At 39.9% G+C, this 24,868-nt stretch carries 20 protein-coding genes; 9 read left to right on the top strand and 11 right to left on the bottom strand.

From position 1 onward, the window contains the following. Window positions 1–76: 76 nt before the first annotated feature. A complete protein-coding gene (locus CA265_04870; protein ARS39045.1) occupies window positions 77–1,042 on the top strand; it encodes a hydrolase in 966 nt (321 codons plus the stop codon). A gap of 61 nt (window positions 1,043–1,103) precedes the next feature. Beyond that, window positions 1,104–1,514 (top strand): DUF4440 domain-containing protein, encoded by a 411-nt coding sequence (locus tag CA265_04865; protein ID ARS39044.1) that lies wholly within the window; start codon window positions 1,104–1,106, stop codon window positions 1,512–1,514. Window positions 1,515–1,571: 57 nt separating this feature from the next. Here CA265_04865 and CA265_04860 read toward each other — a convergent pair whose 3' ends face one another. The 8 genes from CA265_04860 to CA265_04825 all read right to left on the bottom strand — a co-directional run bounded on the left by CA265_04860 (window position 1,572) and on the right by CA265_04825 (window position 14,809). Next, on the bottom strand, window positions 1,572–2,753 hold the full coding sequence (locus CA265_04860; GenBank protein ID ARS39043.1) for an N-acylglucosamine 2-epimerase: 1,182 nt from the start codon (window positions 2,751–2,753) through the stop codon (window positions 1,572–1,574). Window positions 2,754–2,759: 6 nt separating this feature from the next. Continuing rightward, window positions 2,760–4,832 (bottom strand): sialate O-acetylesterase, encoded by a 2,073-nt coding sequence (locus CA265_04855; GenBank protein ID ARS39042.1) that lies wholly within the window; start codon window positions 4,830–4,832, stop codon window positions 2,760–2,762. A gap of 5 nt (window positions 4,833–4,837) precedes the next feature. After that, a complete protein-coding gene (locus CA265_04850; protein ARS39041.1) occupies window positions 4,838–6,415 on the bottom strand; it encodes a glycosyl hydrolase in 1,578 nt (525 codons plus the stop codon). After that, window positions 6,408–7,637 (bottom strand): MFS transporter, encoded by a 1,230-nt coding sequence (locus CA265_04845; protein ID ARS39040.1) that lies wholly within the window; start codon window positions 7,635–7,637, stop codon window positions 6,408–6,410. Before CA265_04845 ends, CA265_04850 begins: the two co-directional genes overlap by 8 nt. After that, window positions 7,634–8,791, bottom strand: coding sequence for a hypothetical protein (locus tag CA265_04840; GenBank protein ID ARS39039.1), 1,158 nt, complete (start codon window positions 8,789–8,791; stop codon window positions 7,634–7,636). The genes CA265_04845 and CA265_04840 overlap by 4 nt, the downstream gene beginning before the upstream one ends. A gap of 69 nt (window positions 8,792–8,860) precedes the next feature. After that, complete coding sequence (locus tag CA265_04835; GenBank protein ARS39038.1) at window positions 8,861–9,808, bottom strand: dihydrodipicolinate synthetase; 948 nt, start codon at window positions 9,806–9,808, stop codon at window positions 8,861–8,863. Between the two features lie 83 nt (window positions 9,809–9,891). Continuing rightward, window positions 9,892–11,463 carry a hypothetical protein gene (locus tag CA265_04830; protein ARS39037.1) on the bottom strand — a complete coding sequence of 524 codons (1,572 nt, stop codon included), beginning with the start codon at window positions 11,461–11,463 and terminating at the stop codon, window positions 9,892–9,894. 10 nt (window positions 11,464–11,473) lie between these two features. Next, the gene (locus CA265_04825) at window positions 11,474–14,809 is read right to left on the bottom strand and encodes a hypothetical protein (protein ID ARS39036.1); all 3,336 of its coding nucleotides are present in this window, start codon (window positions 14,807–14,809) and stop codon (window positions 11,474–11,476) included. 177 nt (window positions 14,810–14,986) lie between these two features. On the opposite strand from CA265_04825, the gene CA265_04820 reads away from it, so the two are divergent. Then, the gene (locus CA265_04820; protein ID ARS39035.1) at window positions 14,987–15,691 is read left to right on the top strand and encodes a GntR family transcriptional regulator; all 705 of its coding nucleotides are present in this window, start codon (window positions 14,987–14,989) and stop codon (window positions 15,689–15,691) included. Between the two features lie 402 nt (window positions 15,692–16,093). On the opposite strand, the gene CA265_04815 is transcribed toward CA265_04820, so the two are convergent. Beyond that, a complete protein-coding gene (locus CA265_04815; protein ARS39034.1) occupies window positions 16,094–16,348 on the bottom strand; it encodes a hypothetical protein in 255 nt (84 codons plus the stop codon). A gap of 318 nt (window positions 16,349–16,666) precedes the next feature. Here CA265_04815 and CA265_04810 point away from each other — a divergent pair, with 318 nt between their 5' ends. After that, entirely contained in the window at window positions 16,667–17,029 is a 363-nt protein-coding gene (locus CA265_04810; GenBank protein ARS39033.1) for a response regulator, read from the top strand. A 7-nt stretch (window positions 17,030–17,036) separates the two neighbouring features. Here the strand turns inward: CA265_04810 and CA265_04805 are convergent, their stop codons facing one another. Further along, on the bottom strand, window positions 17,037–17,855 hold the full coding sequence (locus CA265_04805) for a XynC protein (protein ID ARS39032.1): 819 nt from the start codon (window positions 17,853–17,855) through the stop codon (window positions 17,037–17,039). Window positions 17,856–18,037: 182 nt separating this feature from the next. Here CA265_04805 and CA265_04800 point away from each other — a divergent pair, with 182 nt between their 5' ends. Together CA265_04800 and CA265_04795 are read left to right on the top strand one after the other, a co-directional pair. Continuing rightward, window positions 18,038–19,132 carry an AI-2E family transporter gene (locus CA265_04800; GenBank protein ARS39031.1) on the top strand — a complete coding sequence of 365 codons (1,095 nt, stop codon included), beginning with the start codon at window positions 18,038–18,040 and terminating at the stop codon, window positions 19,130–19,132. A 1,069-nt stretch (window positions 19,133–20,201) separates the two neighbouring features. Then, on the top strand, window positions 20,202–21,455 hold the full coding sequence (locus CA265_04795) for a hypothetical protein (GenBank protein ID ARS39030.1): 1,254 nt from the start codon (window positions 20,202–20,204) through the stop codon (window positions 21,453–21,455). 105 nt (window positions 21,456–21,560) lie between these two features. Here the strand turns inward: CA265_04795 and CA265_04790 are convergent, their stop codons facing one another. Then, window positions 21,561–21,788, bottom strand: coding sequence for a hypothetical protein (locus tag CA265_04790; protein ID ARS39029.1), 228 nt, complete (start codon window positions 21,786–21,788; stop codon window positions 21,561–21,563). Window positions 21,789–21,975: 187 nt separating this feature from the next. Here CA265_04790 and CA265_04785 point away from each other — a divergent pair, with 187 nt between their 5' ends. From CA265_04785 to CA265_04775, 3 genes are all read left to right on the top strand, one after another. Then, entirely contained in the window at window positions 21,976–22,497 is a 522-nt protein-coding gene (locus CA265_04785; GenBank protein ARS39028.1) for a hypothetical protein, read from the top strand. A gap of 236 nt (window positions 22,498–22,733) precedes the next feature. Further along, window positions 22,734–23,153 (top strand): polyketide cyclase, encoded by a 420-nt coding sequence (locus CA265_04780; protein ID ARS39027.1) that lies wholly within the window; start codon window positions 22,734–22,736, stop codon window positions 23,151–23,153. Window positions 23,154–23,476: 323 nt separating this feature from the next. Continuing rightward, window positions 23,477–24,868 carry a transporter gene (locus CA265_04775; GenBank protein ARS39026.1) on the top strand — a complete coding sequence of 464 codons (1,392 nt, stop codon included), beginning with the start codon at window positions 23,477–23,479 and terminating at the stop codon, window positions 24,866–24,868.

Here is a 24,868-nt window from a genome sequence, read left to right as displayed (position 1 = left end):
TATGATAATTAACATCTTAATAAATCATTTTTAATAATCAAATATCGTTGATAGTTTTTTTGAAAAGAAACAAAAAATGAAAAAATTAATTTGGTCAGCATTAATAATGGCTGTTGTATTTGGAAAATCAAACCTCATGGCACAATCTATTTCAACAACAAGCAAATCTGCTTCAGAAACAGCAAATGTTCATTATCGCCGCGTAAGTATAAATGGTTTGAATGTATTTTATCGGGAAGCAGGTCCGCTGGGCGCCCCAACGGTGTTATTACTTCACGGTTTCCCCAGCTCATCGCATATGTTTCGTAATCTCATCCCCATCCTGAGCAAAAAGTATCATGTTATTGCACCCGATCTGCCAGGTTTTGGTTATAGCGATCTACCTGAGCGCACTACATTTGATTACACTTTCGATAATCTGGCTAAAACCATGCAGACGTTTGTAGATGAATTAAAACTTAAACGATTCGCCATATATGTTTTTGATTATGGTGCACCGACCGGATATCGTCTCGCACTGGCAAATCCCGAAAAAATTACGGGCATCATTTCACAAAACGGCAATGCCTATGTAGAAGGGCTTAGTGAAGGCTGGAACCCGATCCGACGTTACTGGGAAAACGACACTCAAGCAAACAGAGCGGCATTAAGAGACTTTCTAACCCTTGAAGCAACTCAATCACAATATTTGACAGGGGTGAATGATCCTTCGGTTATTGCACCGGAATCTTACACATTAGATCAGTATTTTCTCGATCGTCCGGGTGTGGCCGAAATTCAGCTTGATCTTTTTAAGGATTATAAAAATAATGTGGCCTTATATCCTAAATTTCAGGAATATTTTAGAACATACAAGCCAAAAATACTAGCTGTTTGGGGCAATAAAGATCCTTTCTTTTTACCTGCTGGTGCAGAAGCCTATAAAAAAGACCAACCCGATGCAAAGGTGAAATTTTACAATACCGGCCATTTCGCTTTAGAATCGCATGTTGTTGAAATTGGAGATGAAATCCTTAAATTTCTGGCAACTTTACCTAAATAAGCAGAAAAGCAAACATAAATAAATTGGATTTAAGTGTTATCTATCAAAAAATTTTAGAACAATGGAACAAAAACCACCGCTACCACCATTTACCCATGAAACTGCAGTACAGAAAGTACAAATGGCCGAAGATGCCTGGAACTCACGCGATCCCGGGCGGGTATGTATGGCCTACACCATCAATACAGAATGGCGCAACCGAAGCGAATTTATTAATGGTCGTGAAGAGGTAAAAGCCTTTTTATCGGGCAAATGGGAAAAGGAACTGGATTATAAGCTCAGAAAAGAATTATGGTCGTTCACCGAAAACCGCATAGCAGTAAGATTTGAATACGAATGGCATAACGAGGCTGGCCAGTGGTACCGCAGCTATGGCAATGAGTTATGGGAGTTTGACGAAAATGGCTTAATGCAGAAACGTTATGCCAGTATAAATGATATGCAAATTGCTGAACAGGATCGACACTTGTAAAAATTGAAGTTTGAATCAACACAAAAGCCGTCAGCAATGATGGCTTTTGTGTTTTATTTAGTAACCCATTCCCTGCAATAACTGTGCACAATACCATTCCTGTCTTGGCAAATGAAATGGCCCTTTAAACAGGTTGCCTTTCGCTGTCTGCGCTACCGTACCATCGCGATGCAGGTAACCAAACCATTCTCCATGTTCCTGATCATGAAATTTATCGTAAGCGTAATCATGAACCATTTTATGCCAGCGCGCATATTTTTCATCACCGGTTAAGGTATAAGCCAATAATGTGGCAATAATCGTTTCGTTTTGTGGCCACCAGAATTTCATATCCTGCCAATACTCCTGAACAGGTTTGTTGTACACATCTTTAAAGTATAAAATCCCACCATATTCTTTGTCCCAGCCACGCGCCCACATATAATCGAGCATTTTACAGCCTAATTTAATTAATTCGGGATCGTTATTGCGGTATTTTGCTTCGTGTAAGATAAACCAGGCGCCTTCTATGGCATGACCAGGATTTAATGTTCTTCCATCGATATGATCGATTATGGAGCCATCTGGTGCGACCTGTTCCATCACACACTGGATATCATCTTTCACAAAATCGTTTTTGATTTCTTCAATCCAGGTTGAAATCCATTCATCACAACGCGGATCGCCAACGGTTTCCCTCAACTGCTGGGCGGTATTCATCATAATCATGGGTACACCTATCCCTTTTACCGGACGCGTTCCTGTAAATTTTGCAGGCAATAATCCTGGTGTTGTGGCGTATTCGATACATTTCCCAAACAGATATCTTGCTTTTTCAGCTGCAGCTTCATCACCGCTGGCTTTTGCATAGGCTGCATTGGCAATCACCGCAAAAGTTTCAGAGAAATAATAGCGTCTTTTGCGAATCGGCTGCCCCTCACGGGTTACATGAAAAAACATCTGTCCGTCGCTATCAAAACAATGGTTATTTAAAAAATCTATTCCGGATTTTGCGCCATCAAGCCACGCTTGTTTAGGTTCAATGGTATTACAAAGGGTAGATAACAACCATGCGGCGCGCCCCTGAATCCATACCGCTTTATCATCATCGATTAAACTTCCGTCACGATCGCGCATAAACAGATAACCGCCGTGTTCCTGATCAAACGATCTTGGAAACCAAAAAGGAACGGTATTATTTAACAACTGGTTTTTATAAAATGCAGCAAGTTTTTGCAGTGCTTGGGTCGTATAACTCATGTAGATTTAATTGATGGAAATGGAAAATGTGGAAGCTGGTAGTTTGGCTTCGTTAATTAAATTAGCCCTGGTAAAAGGTTGCCAGGCATATAAAACCTGCTTGATTTTCAGTTGAGCAGGAACAATTAAATGTACCTGGTTATTAATGATAGTCGCTCTGATGGGAAGGTGATTTCCCTTTTCATCCGCTACTTCAAAACCTTTTAAAACCGGCCCATTGCCCAACATCAGCCTTTTGGCATGGCTAAAGTTGATCATGATGGTATTTCCCTTACGTACAGCTTTCACTGCAACAGGGCCAATAGCTGAAATATTTTGATGGTAAGTATTTTTTAAGGCGAGTAAAGCCAGGCGTTCGCCTATCTCTTTTTTATGTGTAGGATGAACATTAAGCGAATCGCCCAGATCAGAGCTCACGGCCATACCTGAATTGGGAATAACAGCCTGCAGTTTTCGTTGTGCATCCCTAAAAAAGGGCCAGGAAGGACGATCGATAGAAGACAGCTGAACACTATAAAAAGGAAAGTTACCATTCCATTTTTCACGCCAGCTTTTAACCAATAATGGAAATTCGTGATTATAAAGCTCAATATTATGTGCATTGCTCTCTCCCTGGTACCAAATCACACCTTTTATTGGAAAGCCGATTAAATTAGAAATCCCGGCTTCATAATTATAGGCTGGTTCGTAAGGGTGCCGTTGTTTCGGGATCAATGCATTTTTGAGGTTTACATTTGCCCTGCCCCTTACCCAATCCTGGATAAAATCCGATTTCCGCCAGTTAGCCAACAAATCAACCAGCAAATTATCATGTTCTAATGTTTTTCGATCCATCCACGATTCGAGCGTTGAACCGCCAACGGCCATTTGAATGAGCCCAATTGGGATTTGCGTATTTGAGACAACTTTTTCTCCAAAATAATAAGCAACGGCTGAAAAACTACCGACATTATTTTCATCGGGTTTAGCCCAGGTTCCAGCGAAATAATTGAGTTCATTTACCTGCTTTAATGTTTTTTCATCCCAGGCAATGTTATCTGTTTCGGCCAGTAGATTATACTTCAATAATCTAACCGGGAGATTTTTGTTTAGCCGGCTTAAGGTAGCCTGAGCGGTAGCCGATGATTTTAACGGAAAGGCCATATTCGATTGCCCCGAACACAACCATACATCGCCAATCATCACATCTTTTAACCAAACAGCATGTTGATTTGACTTAACTTTAAGCAGGTATGGCCCACCAAATTTCATCGGTTTAAAAAACACTTTCCATTGGCCATTTCGATCGGTTATTGTTCGCCGGGTAATGTGGTTAAACTGGACTTCAATCCAATCACCAGCATTGGCTGTTCCATAAACCGGGATCGGCCGGTCGCGCTGCAAAACCATATGGTCAGCAAATAGTGTATTTAATTTAAAGCCTCCAAAATTTCCGGTAATATGTGCATATACCGTTTTTGCAATAATACCAGCGCCATTAATATCAGGATGGAGATTATCGGCAAAAAGCTCCGGGCGGTTATTTAAAGCATTATTGAGGTCGATCAGTTCAAATTGATTTGCCTTTGCAACCCCTTCAATTTTATCCTGAGCCTGCCCATACCAATCGCGTGTTCCCGACTTAAATCTTGGATGACCGCTAAAAATCGGGCTTAGTTTGCAGCAATAAATTTTAAGCTTTGGGTTTCCTTTTTTCAAGCTATCGATCAGCCATTGGTAATCAGCTTGAAAATCGCCTTTATAATTTGGCCAGTTACGGGGATCGGTATCATTTAAACCGAGATGAATAATGACAATATCCGCCTGAAAGTTTAGTGCATCATTAAATTCTTTGGTTTTAAAATAAGGATTATGGCCTTTTTTCAACAAGGTAGCTCCGCTATGGCCGAAATTACCGACCAGATATTGATCGCCCAAAAGCTGCTGCAATTGCGCCGGATAAGATTCTTGTTTTGGATTAGGCAATAAATAACCCGCCGTTACGGAATTCCCGACACAGGCAACCTTTACTTTTTGCGCATAAATATTGCCGCTGATCAAAAAGATCAGTCCTGTTATTAACCCGAAAAAAGCTTTCATAAGGTCTATTTTACGATTTCACTCACCGGAATACGCACAAAGTATAAATCTTTTAAGCCTTCGTAGAAAAAGCCAATGGTCTGGTCATCAATCTTCGTTAATGAGGAATAACCATAAAACTTTCGATCATCTACCAAGAGTTCATTTTTCTTATTCCAGCTTTCCCCCAAATCTAAACTTGCTTTTATGGTTAAATTGTAACGGTTGGCTTGCGTATTATCGTTCCCAAAAAATACCACTTCTTTTTCCTTACCTTTTACCATCACCATGGCTTTAATGAAACTGGCCATGCAAACCGGATCAGGCAATGCATTGTACGAAGTATGGTGTTCTACCCAGGTTTTACCCATATCAGCCGTTGTGGCTACACTTCTAAAGCTGCCGCGGTTATCGCGCATATTCAGCATTAAAATACCTGGTGTGGTTTCTATAATCTGGCTTTCGGTGGTGTTTGGCTTAGGGCCGTCTTCTGTTTTCCAGCTTAAGCCATGATCTGCACTATATAACAGTGTAGAATGTGGCATGGCATTTTCATCCCAATACTGCGCAGCAAAAACCAGTTTACCATCGGCCATAGCGATACCACTACCCGGACCGTTAAAAAACAGATTCCAGGCCGGATCTTTAACATTTTTGGTGATGCTTTTCGGTGCCGACCAGGTTAATCCATCATCATCACTACTCACCAATACCAACTGTCCGGTAACATCTTCTGACAAGCCTGGTTTTGATCCGGCTATTGATCTGTTTCCTTTACTCCACAATGCGGCTACCCATATTTTTTTGGTAACGGGATCAAAAAGAACCGCGGGATCGCCTACCCCATTATTTTCGTTCGGTTCGCCCATATCCATAATTACTTTCATGGGTTCCCAGCTTTTACCGCCATCGGTACTTCTGCTCATGCCCACGTCGATATTTCCGGGTAAATCCCCTGAGTTTTTATAGCGGATATCGTATACAGTAATCAACGAACCTTTGTCTGTTGTAGCAATTCCAGGGATCCGAAAGGTATTAATGCCGTTTTCGCCAGCCTTTTTTACTGCTATCCCCAATCTTTTAACAAAACCTTGCCCCTCTTCCTTAACGGTATATTTTTTAGCATTGGTGTCTTCCATCTGATTCACATGAAATTCAATTTTCGAATCGATATCGGCCTGATCTTTTAATTTTGCACTAAACCAAATGTAATACATACCCGGCTTGAGCTTAATGTTCACCTCAATGCCCATATTTACAGCTATTGGATTAATGGTAGTTAGTTTATTTTTTGCTGAAAAAAGTGGTTCCTGATCGGTAAAATAAACATCAATCTTTTCAACCGACTGCAGTCCAGCGGGATTGAGCTTGGCCGCTATTTTTTTAAACGTAATTTCTTTATCACCTTCCGGGATATAAATCAATACCCGCAAAAGTGGGTTTGAATCCATCCCTTTTAAAACAGGAACTACGGGTGAAGAAGCGGTAATGCTTAACCCTTTTAATGGGGAAGCCTGTAAGGTGAATGTGGTAAGCATGAGCAGCAAATTCAAGACTGCCCCTATTTTAATAAGTTTCATATTTTTTTCTGTTGATTTAAGCATCTTCAAAATCGTTAAATTTTGGACGCAGGAAATAAAGTTGAATCATTAAGGCAATAAAAACAATGATAGAAAGCATGGCAAAATCTTTCCCCAGACTACCTGAATCGGTCGATTTGCCCAATAAATCGGTAATGAAAGCCCCGGCAAAAACACCGGTCATATTCATCACCCCATATGCTGTAGCCCTAGATTTTGAGGAAACAAACTGACAAAGAATTGGCATATTGTTGGCATCAAACATGCCATAACCGAAACCAAAACAAAAAGCAGCTCCAATGATATTGAACAAAGAGTGGCCAAAACCAATAAGCAATAGTGATGGAATGGTTAAACCCAAGCCAATGGCACTGGTGTAAATACGCCCTTTGATATTTTTTTGCACCCACCTATCGGATAAAATACCTCCGAAAATTACCCCTAAAAATGAGGATGCCGCAATCGTAATGGTCGAAATGGGTCCGGCCTGTGCCATATCGATGCCTAAATTATTGGCAAATAAAGTAGGGAGCCAGTTTTTAGTGGCCCAACCAGGCAAACTGGGAATGGCAAAATAGATGAGAATTACCCAAAAAGAAATATTGCTGAATAAAAGCGCCAGTCCTTTAAAAAGCGGTTGTTTAATCCGGATCGTTTCGGTACCCTGTATTTCAGTATGTTTTTTCTCTCTTAAAAAGAACATCAGGATTAATGCATATACAATACCTACGAAGCCGAAAGAATGAAAGGTAGCCTGCCAAGAGAATTTTGAAGCTATAGTTGCACCAAAACCACCTAAAGCCTGCCCCATGTAAAGTCCTGTCATGTGTATACCAATGGCGACAGATCGTGTTTTAGAACTGTGGTAATCGGCAATGAGCGATAATCCCGCAGGAATATAAAGTGCTTCACTAACGCCCATTAATGCCCTTAACCAATAAATCTGATTAAAAGTAGTGGCGTAGCCCATTAAAAAAGTAACCAGCGACCAAACCATTAAACTACCAACAATTAACCACTTACGATTCAATTTATCGGCAATGATTCCTGAAACAGGGCTCATTAGACCATATATCCACAAAAAAATAGCCATCAGATAGCCGAAATTAGTGGCCGATTTTAGCTCAGCAATATCCATCTGCATGGCAGGTTTCATGGTCGAAAGCATTTGGCGGTCCATGTAATTCAACAAGGCTACAAACCAAAGCAATCCCACTACTACCCATGCGTATCTTTTCTCTCTCATTTGTTTGGTTTTAATTTCCCCATTAAAATATTAGGCGTTCTTACCCCCGCTTTAATTTCACCACCTGGGATAATCACCTCCTGACCTAAAAGCACGGCATTGGTGGTCACTGTACCATAAGGCAATAAACCATTTAGGCTGAGCCAGGTATTCTGTTTTAGATCATATTTTAGCACCGACTTACTAAAACCAGGGTGATTAGACTGAAGTTTAATTTTCTGCTGATTTAAACTTTCTTTTTTTACAGGATCTTTCTCCCGATCTATTCCGGCAATTAGTTTTTCTGCCTGATGAAAGGTTTCACCCTGATCTCCACTAAAAATGAAAAGATCTTGCGCATTTGCTACACCCGAGGCGGCAGATAAAGCATAAGGTAATGATTCTTTTATGGTCCAGGTTTGCTTGTCGATATTATAGGTAAATACATTTTTATAGAGCGTACTGGTATCGCCCTGGTTTCTTTTTCTACCCCCGATGATGAAAATTTCCCGGCTGGTTTCAGGATGCAGCAATACCGTATGTGAAACGGGATGAGGAAGATTGATCATTTTTTTCCATCCATCTTGTGGTTTTGTTAAATTCAAGGATAAAAATTGATCTGTTGCTCCATTTTCTACTTCGCCTCCAGTGAGGTAAACAACATCTCCTACTGCGGTTAGCGCGCCATTGCTTAGTCCATTTGGTAAATCGGGAAGAAAGCTGATCTGCAATTCATTTGCTTTCCAATTCAGGATCAATACTTTTTTGCTCAGTCCGTTTTCATTTTCACCGCCGGCAACAACAATACCATGTGGAGTACTACAAACTGCACTGTATGCCAGGTTAAAAGGTAATTTTAAGTCTTTCTTAGCGGGCATTAAACGCAGGTTACTATTGGCTTTTCGATACAGAAAAACATCATCGTAGTATTTCTTTTTGCCACCGTTCCAGGGCATTTCATTAGGAAAATTTGTTCCTCCTGCAATAAGCAACATGTTTTGACTGGTACCTGAAATCGCACCAGCTAAACCCATAGCGGTTGTTTGTTTAGGAGCAGGTGGTATTTTGGCGGCTATATTCCAGCCTATATTTTTAACATAGTGGTGCTGAGCCGATAATTCTGGTGATATGATAGATGTAAGCAAGAAAGTAAGGTATAAGATGATCTTTTTCATGAATACGAAATAGGGATTAAATAAAGATAACCATTGCTTAATGATAATTGAGCGCAATGCGGTTAAGCTTTAAACCTTTTCAATTTTATTTAGCCCGGCTGTTGATTTAAAACCTTCAAAGTCTAAACTTTCAACATCCTTTTTAAAGCGTTCGAATGCGGCTGTATCCATATTTTTAACCGGCAACCTGAATTCGCCGCAGTCTAAACCGATCATTTTCATATAAGCTTTACCTGTTGCAATTCCACCATATTTACCCAATAAGCGAATAAAATCAATTGATTTCTGCTGGAAGGCAACGGCGGTTTTCAGGTCATTTTGCTCAAAAGCTTCAATTAACCGGTTGTATAAAGGCGTCAAATAGTTAAATGTACTGCCTACAGCGCCTTTCGAACCTAAAACCAGCGCAGAAAGCATATTTTCATCACGTCCCCAAAGCATATCGTATTTATTATTTTTGAAACTCATGCAGGAAAGAAAGTCCATAAAATCCTCGTGGGTATATTTTACGCCTGCGAAATTTGCAATTTTACCGTCGACCGCTTCCAATAAATCGATCATATTGAGGTTTGCCCCGGTTAATACCGGAATGTGATAATAATAAAAAGGCATTTCGGGCACTTCTGCAGCAATTTCGGCACACATTTCGGCTAAAACCCCAACATTTGAAGGCTTGAAATAAGAAGGTGCGGTAAAGGAAACACCATATAAACCGATTTCGGCTGCATGTTTTGCCAATACTTTACAATCGGCCAGACAGGTACCACCAAGCAAAGTCATTACCTTAAAATCCTGATCATTTTTGGTGGCTGTTGCCCAGGCTTCGGCAACTTCCATTTTTTCTTCACGGCTAAGTGAAACCCCTTCTCCTGTTGAACCACAGATAAAGGCTCCTGTAACACCGTTTGACTTAAGAAACTGGTAATATGCTGGTATGATTGATAAATTTAATTTTCCTGATGGATCAAACGGCGTGAATGGCGCAGCGATTAATCCTTGTAAATGTTCGTGTTTCATTTGTATTGTTGATAATGGCTATGATGTAATTTGATAGCAGATAACTATCGGAAGGCACTTATCCCGATAGTTATCTGGTGTTATTATGTCCCTTTATATCCAGGGTTTTGATCGCCTTTTAAAGTTTCATCCTGGTTCAAAGTCGATAAATCAATCGGCCACAAAATTTTGTGGTTTTGCCCGGCAATGTTATCTAAAACCCCAACCAATGGCAAATCTTTACGAAAAACCAGTGGATTACCCGAAGCATCCTGCATTCTGCGTAAATCGTACCAACGTTTACCCTCAGCCACAAATTCTTTGGTTCTTTCGGTAAATATGGCCAATTCATTTTGCTCAAAGGTACCGTTAACAAATACTGGCGCAACGCCTGGTGCATATGCGCGATTGCGGACGATCATTATTTCTGCCGCAGGGCTTTGGCCTTGTTTGTTTTTCACTTCAGCCAGCATTAAATAGGCTTCTGCCAGGCGATATACCGGAAAATCATCAGAGTAGTTACGCGCGCCCTCTACTACCACACCAGGGAATTTTCGCAAATTAGTGGCATGAATGGTACCTTTGTTGAAATTCAAAAATGTAGCATTTGCACGTTTATCGTCAACATCAAACAAATTGTACAATTCTATTTTGTATTCGTACCGAATAATTGTTCCACCGCCATTTACCTGTAACGGGTCGGCAGGAATAGCCACACCCTTATCATCTACATAACCGCTTAAAGGATCGGTGATGGCGTAAATGAACTGGGAATAACTATTAGTTGCTTCACCAAACTGATTTCTCATGGCAAATATCATTTCGTTATTACCTTTACTCGCAGCAATACTTGCCGATTTAAAAACGTTACCAAAATCGGGCAATAAACTATATTTCGAAATTACATCTTCCAAAGCTGTTCTGGCCGTAGCTAAATCTGCTACAGTTGTTGCAGGCACCGCATTATCAATTTTAACCTTGGCCGACCATAGGTACACCTCCGCTTTCAACATCTGTGTGGCGCCAAGCGACCATTGTGCTTTTTGAAATTTTGTAGTGTAATTGGTTCCAAAGCTCGATGCCGATTTATCGATATCAGCTTTAATAAAATCAAGCGTTTCTTTTTCTGTTTTTGCCCTCGGCAAGTACATTTCCTGAGCCGATTTTGGATTTTTAATCAATAAGGTTGGCTCCATGGCTAAAGGTACCCGGCCAAAAGTACGGAACAAATGAAAATAATAAAATGCCCTTATTCCGTAAGCCTGACCTAAATAATAAGCCTTATCAGCAGAGGAAAGGTAATTCGCCTGTTCTACCTGATAAATGAAATTATTCACATCAAAAATTGGACGGTAAAAGCCCGACCAGCCGGTTATGCCAGTGCTCGATTCGCGGATATCCTGATTGATTACATTTGCAGAATTCAGCGATGCTGTACCTGTAAAACTGGTTCCGGTTCTTAAAGTTCCGCCACGCATTTCGCCCAGTGTGAATATGGTAAATTGAAAACCTCTCAATTGACTATGAAGACCAACCATCCCCCCCTCTACCTGGGCCGGACTTTTCCAGAAACTTTCGCTGGCAAAATAATCCTCAGGGGTGAGTTGTAATTTTTTACACGCACTGAAAGCGGTGCTTAATATGATTAAGGCAAAGCCTATTAGTATCTTTTTCATTGCAGTTTAATTAGAAAGTAAATTGAAGACCAAAAATTATCGTTCTAGGTAAAGGGTAACCACCACTTCCGGCACCACCAATTCCTATGCTGCTGCTTTCTGGAGAATAGAGGGTCGACTCGCTAAAATAAGCCAGGTTCTGTCCACTTACCGACAGGTTAATTCCTTCACTTTTTAACTTACTGGCCAATTTAGCTGGTAACTTATAGGTTAAGTTAACTTCTCTCAGTGCCAGATAATCTCCTTTATGATAATACATGCTTGATTCGCGGAAAGTATTGTTTTTATAAAGTTGATCTGCCCAGTAATAAGTTGGGAATTTTGCATCCGGATTACTTGGCGACCAGGTGTCCAAAACATCCGTAATGGTGTTAAATGTGCCCTGTGCATTACTTGCAAACCACGATCGTGGTCCATCATAAGCCATAAAACCTAAAGCATAATCAAAACGGGTACTTAGGGTGAAACCTTTCCAGCTTGCGTTTGCACCAAAACCTCCGGTAAAACGCGGAACGGTACGTCCCATGTAAACACGATCGAAGCTATTAATCACATTATCTCCGTTTACATCGGTCCACATTACATCTCCTAAAGCAATCGGAAAGTGCAGGTTTTTATCAGCAGCGCTCATTGCATTATACACATTAGGGTGCACAAGTCTTCTCGCTCCAATTAAATCAACAAAAGATGATGAAGCATAAGCATCTAAATCGGCCTGGGTCCTGATGATGCCTTTAGCCTGATAGGCATAAGCCACGTTTGGATCCTGACCTTCCTGCAAGCCTCCAACCCAGATCAACTCTTTGGTATTGGGATCGTAAACCTGCGTACCCCCTTGCCTGTTGTTTTCTAACCCGTTGGCAGGAAGTTTTAAAATTTTATTAGCATTATAAGCCATATTGAAATTAAAGTTTACCGTCCAGTCTTTGCTTCTCCATACGCTGTAATTCAAATCAACCTCTACCCCCTGGTTTTGCATATCGCCGTTATTGGTCGTAATGGAGGTTATCCCTGCACTGAGCGGAAATGTTAAGGATGCAATTTTATCACTGGTGGTTCGGTGATAGTAAGCCACAGAAAGATCAATCTTGTTTAACAAACGGGTTTCTAAACCAACCTCTTTTGTAATTAAACTTTCCCAGCGCAAATTGGGATTTGGAATATTGCCCAGCAAATAACCAATGCTGCTGTTGTATTTATTAGAGCCATACGATCCCTGTAAAGTATAAGCGCCAATAAAATCGTCACTCACATTACCGTTTGCACCATAACTGGCCCTTAATTTTAAAGTATTCACCACGCCGGTAAGTGATTTAAAGAAATCTTCTTTATGTAAGTTCCAACCTACCGAAACGCCTGGAAAATTACCCCAGCGATTGTTTAATAACCTGGAATATCCATCGCGGCGTAAGGTTGCGGTTAGCAGGTATTTTCCATCATAATCGTAATTCATACGACCAAAGAATGATAAAATGCGCTGACGGGTATGATAGGTATCTGTAGCACGTCTATCTTTTTCTGAATTGGTAAGTGCCAGATCAGAAAAGTCGTCAGTAGGTGCGCCGCTTCCTGAAGCAGATAAACCCTGGGCATACGTATCATAATATTCAGTACCCACCATGGCATCGATATGATGTTTGGTTGCTATCGTGGTGTTATAATTGATTACGCCATTATAGGTTTGGCTTAGCGTTTTATCAAAAGATGCCGACGAAGTACGGGTTCTGTTATAATTTCCGGGGCTAGATAAAAAATCCCTGTTGAAAGATTCATAATTCCCGTTGTTAAAGAAGTAGTTTCCACTCACCCTTAATGACAGGTTCTTCAAGAAATCTACTTTTAAAGCCTGGCTTAATGTAAATTTATCTGTATTGTTATTCCGGATAAACTTATCGTCGTTTACCGCCGGGTTGCCATCAAGATAATCTCTGCCGACCAATAAATCACCATTCTCATTCATTCCCCTCATGGTTGGTGGCGCACCTAAAGCACGGGTAAGATAATTTCCTTCCGAGTTAATCGCATCTCGCCATTTGGCATTGGCAAAATTTAAACTGGAAATAGAAGTTAACCAGGGTTTTATCTTATAATCGCCATTTAATACGAAGGTTAATCGTTTATAAAAGGTATTAATGGGCATTCCTTTTTCATCATAACTGCCCAAGCCTGCATAATATTTACCTTTCTCATTCCCACCTGTCATCGATACATTATAATCCTGTGTCAAACTATAATCTCTAAGTGCATAGTCTGAGTAGTTAAAATCCTTATAGATGATCTCTCTGTTTATCCCATTCGGATCATAGGCTCCCGCAGCATTGGTTTTTAAAGGGTCAGTCATCACCTGCCATCCTTTTGCCAGTAATTCTTCATTGGCAGCACTTCTAAACATTGGACTCCACACTGCCGAAGCATTCAGGTTTCCATCCAGAATATTCCCCGCAGCATCTTTATATAAGTTACCTGTACCAAACGGACCTGTTGTATTTAATTGCGTTAAACGGCTAGGTTCGTACATTCCTGAAGTTTCAATTGCTTTTCTCGACCAATAAATGTATTGCTCTGCATTTAAAAATTCGAACGGGATGTTTAATTTATTAATACCTACTTTAGATTTTATAGAGATATTGGAAGCGCCCTCTTTACCTTTTTTAGTGGTGATCAATACCACACCATTACTGGCCCTGGCGCCATAAATGGCCGTAGCAGAAGCATCTTTTAACACCTCAATCGATTCAATATCATCCTGGTTAATGTCGCTAAAACCCGATCTCAGCAAACCATCCACCATTACCAATGGCGAGCCGCCCCCTGTGTAACTGGTACCACCACGTAAAACAATATTAGGTACCGAACCCGGACGGCCAGAAGTTTGCTGAACCCTTAAACCAGGGATTGTACCAGCCAAAGCAGATGCCGGGTTAGAACGTATACCCGTTTCCAAAACTTTAGCATCCAGTTTTGATACCGAACCTGTAAGTTTCGATTTTTGGATAGTACCATAGCCCAAAACAACAACTTCATCTAAATTCTTGTTATCCTCTGCCAGCGCTACATTGATACTGGTGTTATTACCAACTGTAATTTCTTTGGCGGTGTAGCCTGTAAAGGAAAATACCAGAATATCTCCCTGTTTAGCGGCAATGCGGTAACGACCGTCATTATCGGAGGCTGTGCCTGTTTTCGTGCCTTTAACAAGAACGGTTGCACTTGGAATCCCCATTCCAGATACGTCAGTAATTCTACCCGATACCGTACCGGTTTGTGCCACGGCTGTTAGCGCAGTTAAGCAAACAGCCAAACTAAGCAGAAACTGCCTAGCAAATGTTTGGTAAATTTCTTTCATAATTTGGTTATCTTATTTTGTATTATGTTATACATAATAATACTAAGTACCGACTTATTTTAGATATTTGCAAATAGTTTCGATAAACTTTGAGCGAATATTTAGTTGCTTAACTTTATATTTGCCCAGAAAGCTATTTAAAGACCGATTTTAAAAGAAAATAAATTATACATAATAATGGAGAGCATCAGTAATTTTAAACAAGTGGATACCAGTTCGTTGGTAGATCGTGTAGAAGATAAGCTTGTTCAACTATTGCAGGAACGCAAACTTAAAGTTGGAGATAGCATCCCTACAGAGCTCGAACTTTGTGCCGCGCTGGGTGTAAGCAGAACAGTAGTTCGCGAGGCCATGTTGAGATTACGAATGATGGGATTAATTGAATCGAAAAAGAAAAAAGGCGCGGTGATCACCAGTCCGGATTTATTTGGCATCCTTTCCAAAAGTATGAATCCACATATTTTGGATCAGGGAACGCTAAAACAAATATTCGAAATCAGGCTGGTGCTCGAAATTGGAATGGCTGATTTTCTTTTTCAGCGCATTACCGCCGAAGACCTGAAAGAACTGAGAACCATTGTGGATAATGAGCCCGAGGCTTCGCAAGATCATTTATTTAATATCGAGCACGAGATTGCTTTCCACGGAAAGCTTTATGATATCACCGGAAACGAAACCCTGAGAAAATTTCAGAGCATGTTATTACCAATATTCGATTTTGTACACAATAGCGGCTTACTAAAAAAGCAAGGGCAACTGCATAAGTTTGTATCACATAAGGGTTTAGTCGACATTTTAGAAAACGGATCGCCTGAACTTTTCCGCAACGCGATGAGAAATCATCTCGAAAATCATTTTAACCGCTTATTTGCTGAAGAGTAGTTCATTGGTCATTAGTTCATTGGTTCACTAGTCATTAGTTCACTGGTCATTAGTTCACTAGTCATTAGTTCATTCGTTCAATGGTCATTAGCTAATTAGTATGGATAATTGGTTAATTGATTCATTCGTTCAATGGTAGTTAGTTCATTATGATGGTAATTCTTTAACTAACGATCGAATTTAAGCTCCATCCTCGTTGTAAGCCGATTTTCACCAGTAATCCTATCTACAGCGCAACCCCTTAATGTTCTTAACCTCTTAATGTTTTAAGATTTGTTAACATTCATTCCCTCAACAATGGCCTGATTTGATCTACATCGCTTGAGCTATGCGTAAAAGAATCCTAAAACAAAAAAAGGCTTTCTTTATGATAAAGAAAGCCTTTGCCCGGAAATGATCCGTCTAACTTAGGATAATCTGGTAATTTACATTTACTCTTTTCGGATAATTGCTTTCCTCATTATTTAAGGAAACAAACGCAGCATTATCATGAACTTCATTTTTCAATGCATGTTCATAATGCGATTGGATAGTTTCTTGATAATCGTGCTGAAGGTTTTTCGTTGTTTCGGCTAAAAGATTTCTGTCATTCAGGTTTTCTGGCAATAAAGTAATATCGCAGTTTCCTTCACTGATTTCTTTGACTAAGTATTTCATTTTTGGTTTTAAATCTTCGTTTCCTGTTTTATAAATAAGATTTCGAGAACGGTCAAAAATATGGTAAGTCTTTATTTTGTATGTAATCTAAAAGTTAATTTTTTACTTAAAATGATGTATTAACTTTTATGCAGCATGCATTACAATAGCTACATAAAACCATTGGAGTGTAACTAAGGTTCTCCTATTCAAAACCAATCGTTGTGCTTTCCATAAAAACAGATTGAAACCTTTTAGCCTGGCCATTGTTAAGCAAACACAAGTAATTTATTTACAATAGGTTAATCAGTCACAATAACCTGATGGAGAACGAGAAAAATGAAAAGAATATTAGTGGTTGACGATAATCAGGAAATACTGGAGCTTATAGAATTAATTTTAAATCTGGAAGGTTATCAGGTAAGTGGATTAATGGATGCAAGTCATTTTAACCAGCGGATTACCGATTTTAAACCTGATTTAATTTTGCTGGATGTGATGTTAGGTGCCCTGGATGGGCGTGATCTTTGTAATCTGCTCAAAGCAGACCAGTTAACCTTACATATTCCGGTGATTATGATTTCTGCCAGTCATAACTTAAGCGATATGAAAGGCAGTATTTGTCACCCTAACGATTTCATTGCCAAACCATTCGACATCAGCAACCTGATTAATAAAGTAAGCGCACAGCTAGCAGCCTAAAAGATATTTAAGGTTTTGCGTTAAAATAATTACTCATAAAAACGCTCTGAAACTTAATGGCATTGGCCCAATAGTCCCAGTTGTGTACACCAGGTCGGGTGGTAAAATCGTGCGGAATATTGTTATACAAAAGCTCGTCATGCAAACGTACATTCATTTTATAGAAAAAATCTTCGGTACCACAATCGATGGCAATGGCAAGTGCACCAGGTTTAATGCGATAAATCATGTCAATCACACTGTTCTGTTTCCACCGTTCCGGAAATTCATCCTGCGTACCTAACCTTTTCGAAATATTCCACCCATTTGGAAAAGGTTTAATGTCTACGCCCCCACTCATGCTGCCCACCGCACCATAAACATCCTGATGTTTAATCGCCAGGTATAATGCACCATGTCCGCCCATACTTAAACCCGTAATGGCCCTGCCCCTTTTTTCGGCAATGGTTTTATAATGTTCATCGATATAGCTTACCAGCTCTTTAGCCACGTAAGTCTCATATTTCCATTCAGCATCTACCGGACTATCGAAATACCAGCTGGTTACATTACCATCCGGGCAAACAATAATAAACTGATATTGATCGGCCAGGTTTTTAATGCCCGGTACTTTTTTGGCCCATTCGGCATAGCTGCCACCAGCACCGTGGAGCAGGTAAACCACTGGGAAAGTTTTTCCGGTTTTATAACTATCGGGCTTAATAACCACCGCCTTAATATTTTTTTTCATTGATTGGCTATAGGTCAAAGCAGTGTCTACTTCAGCAGCATTTAAGATATGGCTAAACAAAAACAAACAGATGGCTATTAAAAAGCTATTTCTCATGGGTAATTTTAACTATTAATACGATACGGTGCTAAATTTATAAAAAACCAGCTATTGTTTGCCTTTTCTACTCATGAAAATCAAAAAATAATTGGGTTTGGGGCATCTATTCCTTAAACAGCTAAAAAACTTTAAAACAATTTTGTTACCTTATGGTTGTTGAACGGTGAACCCATCTAAAAATGCTTAAAACCTACCCATTTTACATCAAAGCTCCTGTAATTCTTTTAGGAATCGTAATTACAGTATTTATGATGAGTGTGCTGAGAGATATTCTTGTGCCACTTGCTTTCGCAGCTTTAATTGCGATATTACTTAATCCGCTTACCAATCGTTTCGAAAGGAAAATGCCCAAAATAGTAAGCATTATGCTCGCTATGATTATCGGTATTGTGGTGGTCGTTGCCATCCTTTATTTTCTATCCTCGCAGGTCGCGCACTTTTTTGATGACCTGGACAGCATTAAACACAAGTTATCACAATTGTTAGAAGAAATCAGAGCCTGGCTACAAACTACCTTTGGCATTTCTTCACAAAAACAAATGCAAATGGTTAACGATGCCGCAAATGGCAGCAAGGCATTAATCGGCCAGACCTTAAGTGGCTTAATGGGTGTATTAAGTGTGGTTTTTCTAATACCTGTATATACTTTTTTAATCCTGTTATACAAAACACTGATCTTAAACTTTATTTACGAAGTTTTTTCAGAAGAAAACAAACAAAAAGTTGCCGAGATTTTAGGCGAAACGAAAGCGGCGATTCAAAGTTATATTATCGGTTTACTGATCGAGACTTCAATTGTTGCGGTCATGAACTCGGCCGCCCTGCTTATTCTTGGTGTACAAAATGCCATTCTGATTGGCGTTATCGGGGCAATATTAAACCTGCTACCCTACATCGGAGGGATTATTGCCATTGCCTTACCCGTATTAATGGCTACTTTAACCATGGATGGTTTTACTACTCAACTTTTAATTATAGGTGCTTATGCGCTGATCCAGTTTATCGATAACAATATATTAGTACCACGCATTGTTTCGAGTAAGGTGCAAATTAATGCGCTGATCTCTATCGTAATTGTATTGATGGGCGCTGCGCTTTGGGGCATACCCGGTATGTTCCTTTCCATTCCTTTTATTGCGGTGCTGAAAATCATCTTTGACCGGATTGATGGCCTTAAACCCTGGGGGAAATTGCTGGGTGATAACATCCCGACTGAACACATGGGGCAAGTGAAAAGATTTAGGAGGAAGAAAACCGTGGCTACTGGTAAATAACATTCCTTTTATTTATTTGAAAACAGGCATTCAATAATTGGCCACCTAGACCCGATTGGAGTGGGCATCCCGATAATCATCGGGATAAAACGGAAAGCGGGAACAAACCTTAATAGTCGCACCAAATTGCGCACCTCATTTTCAACCTGGTCATGTTCAGCATGAAAGGGCACATATCATTTGCCGCAAATTTCGCAGAAAGCGCTGATTTATAATTTTAATCTGCGTTCATCCGTGTGATCAGCGGGAAATATCTTTCGACTCCGCTTAGGGTGACAGCCGAATGGATAAATTGCCAGGCATTGATATTTTTATCGCACCAAACTGTACCCCCAATATTTAATTTTGTCATGTTCACCATGAAAGGGCGCATATCATCTCCCGCAAATTTCGCAGAAAGCGCTGATTTATAATTTTATCTGCGTTCATCCGTGTGATTAGCGGGAAATATCTTTCGACTCCGCTTAGGGTGACAATCGAATGGATAAATTGCCAGGCATTGATATTTTAATCGCACCAAACTGTAATCCCAATATTTAATTTGTCATGTTCAGCATGAAAGGGCGCATATCATCTCCCGCTAATTTCGCAGAAAGCGCTGATTTATAATTTTATCTGCGTTCATCCGTGTGATCAGCGGGAAATATCTTTCGACTCCGCTTAGGGTGACAATCGAATGGATAAATTGCCAGGCATTGATATTTTAATCGCACCAAACTGTACCCCCAATATTTAATTTTGCCATGTTCAGCATGAAAGGGCGCATATCATCTCCCGCTAATTTCGCAGAAAGCGCTGATTTATAATTTTATCTGCATTCATCCGTGTGATCAGCGGGAAATATCTTTCGACTCCGCTCAGGTGACAGCCGAATGGATAAACTTCCAGGCATTGATATTTTAATCGCACCAAACTGTACCCCCAATATTTAATTTTGCCATGTTCAGCATGAAAGGGCGCATATCATCTCCCGCAAATTTCGCAGAAAGCGCTGATTTATAATTTTATCTGCGTTAATCCCTGTGATCAGCGGGAAATATCTTTCGCCTCCGCTTAGGGTGACAATCGAATGGAAATCACATATGATCTTCCGATCAATTGTAAATTTTATTACTTTTGGTTTATTCTAATCAACATGAAACCAACCGCTTTTCTTTACTTAACGCTACTGCTAACGGCATTAATTTCTAAAACTTTTGCCCAAAACAAGTTACAATCTTCATCCTTCATCACTTTTAATGGCTATAGCCATACCATTGCTGAAAAATTTGGGAAAAGCGAACCCGTAACCGTTGCCTTTTTAGGCGGATCGATTACCAATATGGAAGGCTGGCGTGGATTGGTATGTAACTATTTAGCCAAAACGTATCCGCAAACAAAATTTAGGTTCATTAACGCTGGTATTCCATCATTGGGCAGTTTACCGCACGCCTTCCGCCTTCAGCGCGATGTACTTGATAGTGGAAAAACAGACCTCTTATTTATAGAGTCTGCGGTTAATGACCATGTCAACAAAACAGCAGAACAAACACAGCGAAGGGCTTTAGAGGGCATCATCAGACACACCTTAAGTAAAAATCCGAAAACCGATATCGTCATGATGGCTTTTGCCGATGAAGATAAAAATGATGATTTTGATAAAGGTAAAATCCCAACTGAAGTAAAGGTGCACAGCGATTTAGCCGAATATTACCATTTGCCATTTATTAACCTCGCTTTAGAAATTGAGAAGCGCATTGCCAATGGCGAATTTACCTGGAAAGGTGATTTTAAAGACCTGCACCCTGCACCTTTCGGACAGCAACTTTATTTTAATACGATCAAAACTTATCTGGAAGAAAATCAGAAAAATGCCGGCAAAAAAGCTTCTGCGAGTCTTCCTAAAATCATTGATAAATTTGCTTATACCAAAGGACAGTACATCAGTATTAATGCTGCCGAAAACTTAAATACTTTTAGCATCAATAAAGACTGGAAACCAAACGACGGATTGGAAGGCAGGCCTGGTTTTGTTCATATCCCGGTGCTTGAAAGTGATACCAGGAACAGTACCTTCGATTTGATTTTTAAAGGCAATGCTGTGGGAATTGCGATTTTATCGGGTCCGGATGCCGGAGCGCTTCATTACCGTATAGATGATGGAGCAGAAAAAATGGTCGATCTGTATACACAATGGAGTTCTAGCTTACATTTACCCTGGTACTTGTTACTCGGCGATCAATTGACTAACGGCACTCATAAATTAAGTGTACGCATCAGCGATCACCACAACTCAAAATCAACAGGTTATGCTTGTCGCATTGCTTACTTTTTGGCAAATTAAAATTAGACCAATATCGTGGTCGTTTGTAACCTATTGTTTGGATAGATGTTTTGAGCGTTTTGCTAACTAACTTTAATAAAACGCAGGTTCTACCGAAGAACGCCGTCAATCCCAAGGGCCTGAAAAATCAAAAAACAGGTGCTCAATAGTAAACATTGCATTAACAAACCTTAAACGCAGTGGTTTTGTGTTCATAAATGCTAATTTAAAGTTTTTAGGAACATTGAACACAAAACGAAGTGCCACTGTTTTTTGATGTGTGTGGGATTGTGTAAAAGGCCCATTGTTGGATTGACAAAGCGCTTTGGGTACTTTGGCGCGACAAAGTACCATGCCACCGCGGCAGAGAGCGGAAAAATCAAAATTTGTGTCTAAATATTAGTTTGTGTTAAATCTTTGTGATCATTCGAAACAGGTTTCTAATCTGTAAATAAGTATTCTATATTTGCTATACTTAATCGATTTAGTTTAATTCATTCAAACAATATTGATTGACGATTGCTTATAAAGAAAATAACTCATGAAAAACATCAAATTAATTATCCCGGCAGTATTATTATTATTTTCGGCCTGTAGCGAAGCCACCAGAAATACAGCTAATAGCAAAAGCGATAGCATAACACAAACAGGCATGACCAGCAGAACTGATTCGCTCGAAGCCTCCATTAAGGTAAATGGTAATGTAGCCCTGGGCGATCCATTAATGTTAAGGTTTGTGGTATACAATAATTCTGATACCACTAAAAGTTTTTGCATCTGGCATACACCATTTGAACCCTTAATGAGTAGTTATTTAAGCATAACAAATGAAAAAGGAGAAGAAGCGCAATACAAAGGTGCAATGGCCAAAAGGATGATGCCTCCACCCGCTTCCAGCTATTCTACTGTAAAACCTGGTGATAGCCTGGTTGCTAACGCCGATCTGTTAAAAGCTTATGACCTGAAAGAAGGATCGAGTTATAAAGTAGTTTACACTGGCGGGAATATGAGCGGACTGGTATCCAGAGATACTATCACCTTTGTTTATACCGAATTGCACTAACAAAAAGCATATCTACATCATATCATCTAGTTTTTTAGCCACAGCTTTACACGGATAAACACAGATCTGACCATTTTATGGCTGAGTCATCGTTTTTACCTTCCGAGAACCTAAACAGGCTGTGGTTAATTTAAACCTACCGATTGTGGCATTTCCACCCCCTATTTTGTCGCATTTACACTTTCTGAGTTGTTAAAGTTCCCCTAACTTTATTAAAAAATTAAACACTTTAAAACATGGAAAATAAAACATCAATCACTGTTGAAACTACAGTAAATGCGCCGGTAGAAAAAGTCTGGGAATTTTGGAATAATCCGGATCACATTACTAAATGGGCATTTGCTTCGCCCGATTGGCATACGCCCTACTCAGAAAACGATTTAAAAGTTGGTGGCAAATTTAAAAGCACCATGGCTGCAAAAGATGGCAGCATGAGTTTTGATTTCGGAGGAACCTATACCACCGTTGATCAACATAATAAAATTGAATACACCATGGAAGATGGCAGAACAGTAAGCATTATTTTTGATGCACTAGGCGAAAAAACCAGGGTAACCGAAACTTTCGATGCCGAATCAACCAACCCTATCGAAATGCAACGCGGCGGATGGCAGGCCATTCTGGATAATTTTAAAAGTTACACTGAAGAATCATAAACACATTTTTAATAACATCTTGCGAGATAACAAGTCTATAAACAGGTTATCACAGATAGTTCCAATAAAAAAGTCGTCATTGCGAGGTACGAAGCAATCTTAAAGCGCTCGCTGCTAGCGATAGTTGTAAGATTGCTTCGTCGGCTGAAAAAGCCTTCCCGCAATACTGATTTGATTTTCTAAACTCAGTTTTCGATTAAATCGGCCCCATGCTAAGCCTTAAGTAACAATTCGATTATTATTTGATTCGCATAATTTTTGATTTGAACCGAATACTTTGATATTGTGATCATAATTTACATTTGCCGTGTAAATTATACACTATGTCTCGTACATCTTTATTTTATTTTTCGCTATTATTATTTATCAGTCTATCCATCGGTGTAAATGCACAAACACTCAGCTTAAAGCAGGCAGTTAATACCGCATTAAACAATTATGGTACGATTAAAGCCAAGGATAATTATGCAAATGCATCAAAAACATCTATCCAACAGGCCAAAAGAGAGTATCTCCCAAACTTTAGCCTAAGTGCCCAGCAAGATTACGGAACCATTAACGGCCAAAACGGGCCACAGTATGGTTTGGGTGGTTTAGGAACAGCTTCTTCTGGTCCATCTCTAGACAAACAAAACTGGAATGCCGCATTTGGCGGGCTCTATCTGGCCAACGTAAACTGGGATTTCTTCACTTTCGGAAAAATCAGAGAACGTATTAAAATTGCCGATGCCGCTTACCAAAGAGACAAGAATGACCTGGAGCAGGAAAAATTCCAGCAGGAAATCCGTGTTTCTGCCGCATATTTAAATTTACTGGCTGCACAAAGGTTAAGCAAATCGCAACAGAAAAATCTCGATCGTGCCATCACCTTTAAAAACACTGCCGTAATCAGGGCTAAAAATGGATTAATTGCTGGGGTAGATTCTTCTTTCGCAAAAGCCGAAGTTTCTAACGCTAAAATTGCTTTAACAAAAGCGAAAGACCTGGAACAGGAACAGGCCAACCGACTGGGCGTTTTAATGGGATTAACTGCAATATCCTACGAGCTGGATACTGCATCGATTACGCGCATCCCCGGCAATCTGCTCGAAGATACAGTGATCAAAAGTTCACATCCACTTTTAAAGTTTTACCAAAACCGTGTAGAGGTTAGCCAGCAACAGGTTAATTACTTCAAAAAACTATACTATCCTACGTTTACTTTATTCGGTGTAATGCAAGGCCGCGGTTCGGGTTTCAGTCCGGGTTATGCCTTAGACCAAACGGCTTATTCTACCAGTTATGCAGATGGTATAAATCCTACCCGCGGAAACTATTTGATTGGCATAGGAATGACCTGGAACCTGTCAACCTTACTCAAAAACCGCCCGCAGGTACGTGCACAGGAATACATTAGTCAGGGATTAAAGGAAGAATATAACCTTGTCGATCAACAGTTGAAAGCTCAATTGGCCCTTGCCGAGACTAAATTAAGCAATGCTTTGGCTAACTATAGAGAAGCGCCCATTCAGGTAAAAGCTGCATCAGATGCCTATTTGCAAAAAAATACGCTTTACAAAAACGGGCTCACCACATTGGTTGATCTTACACAAGCGCTTTTTACCTTGAACCGAGCCGAAACCGATCGGGATATTGCCTTTACCAATGTTTGGCAGGCCTTGCTGCTAAAATCGGCAGCGCTTGGCAATTACGACATATTTATCAACGAATTTTAA

The sequence above is a fragment of the Sphingobacteriaceae bacterium GW460-11-11-14-LB5 genome (assembly GCA_002151545.1).
Taxonomy (GTDB): domain Bacteria; phylum Bacteroidota; class Bacteroidia; order Sphingobacteriales; family Sphingobacteriaceae; genus Pedobacter.
This window is presented reverse-complemented; position numbering and strand designations above follow the sequence as displayed.

What these genes read in the sequence shown, in the direction of transcription:
- CA265_04780 (ARS39027.1), top strand. Translation starts at nt 22,734, where the DNA reads ATGGAAAATAAAACATCAATCACTGTTGAAACTACAGTAAATGCGCCG.
- CA265_04815 (ARS39034.1), bottom strand. Translation starts at nt 16,348, where the DNA reads ATGAAATACTTAGTCAAAGAAATCAGTGAAGGAAACTGCGATATTACT.
- CA265_04850 (ARS39041.1), bottom strand. Translation starts at nt 6,415, where the DNA reads ATGCTTAAATCAACAGAAAAAAATATGAAACTTATTAAAATAGGGGCA.
- CA265_04785 (ARS39028.1), top strand. Translation starts at nt 21,976, where the DNA reads ATGAAAAACATCAAATTAATTATCCCGGCAGTATTATTATTATTTTCG.
- CA265_04855 (ARS39042.1), bottom strand. Translation starts at nt 4,832, where the DNA reads ATGAAAGCTTTTTTCGGGTTAATAACAGGACTGATCTTTTTGATCAGC.
- CA265_04845 (ARS39040.1), bottom strand. Translation starts at nt 7,637, where the DNA reads ATGAGAGAGAAAAGATACGCATGGGTAGTAGTGGGATTGCTTTGGTTT.
- CA265_04800 (ARS39031.1), top strand. Translation starts at nt 18,038, where the DNA reads ATGCTTAAAACCTACCCATTTTACATCAAAGCTCCTGTAATTCTTTTA.
- CA265_04810 (ARS39033.1), top strand. Translation starts at nt 16,667, where the DNA reads ATGAAAAGAATATTAGTGGTTGACGATAATCAGGAAATACTGGAGCTT.
- CA265_04870 (ARS39045.1), top strand. Translation starts at nt 77, where the DNA reads ATGAAAAAATTAATTTGGTCAGCATTAATAATGGCTGTTGTATTTGGA.
- CA265_04860 (ARS39043.1), bottom strand. Translation starts at nt 2,753, where the DNA reads ATGAGTTATACGACCCAAGCACTGCAAAAACTTGCTGCATTTTATAAA.
- CA265_04775 (ARS39026.1), top strand. Translation starts at nt 23,477, where the DNA reads ATGTCTCGTACATCTTTATTTTATTTTTCGCTATTATTATTTATCAGT.
- CA265_04840 (ARS39039.1), bottom strand. Translation starts at nt 8,791, where the DNA reads ATGAAAAAGATCATCTTATACCTTACTTTCTTGCTTACATCTATCATA.
- CA265_04790 (ARS39029.1), bottom strand. Translation starts at nt 21,788, where the DNA reads ATGGTACTTTGTCGCGCCAAAGTACCCAAAGCGCTTTGTCAATCCAAC.
- CA265_04820 (ARS39035.1), top strand. Translation starts at nt 14,987, where the DNA reads ATGGAGAGCATCAGTAATTTTAAACAAGTGGATACCAGTTCGTTGGTA.
- CA265_04825 (ARS39036.1), bottom strand. Translation starts at nt 14,809, where the DNA reads ATGAAAGAAATTTACCAAACATTTGCTAGGCAGTTTCTGCTTAGTTTG.
- CA265_04865 (ARS39044.1), top strand. Translation starts at nt 1,104, where the DNA reads ATGGAACAAAAACCACCGCTACCACCATTTACCCATGAAACTGCAGTA.
- CA265_04835 (ARS39038.1), bottom strand. Translation starts at nt 9,808, where the DNA reads ATGAAACACGAACATTTACAAGGATTAATCGCTGCGCCATTCACGCCG.
- CA265_04830 (ARS39037.1), bottom strand. Translation starts at nt 11,463, where the DNA reads ATGAAAAAGATACTAATAGGCTTTGCCTTAATCATATTAAGCACCGCT.
- CA265_04795 (ARS39030.1), top strand. Translation starts at nt 20,202, where the DNA reads ATGGAAATCACATATGATCTTCCGATCAATTGTAAATTTTATTACTTT.
- CA265_04805 (ARS39032.1), bottom strand. Translation starts at nt 17,855, where the DNA reads ATGAGAAATAGCTTTTTAATAGCCATCTGTTTGTTTTTGTTTAGCCAT.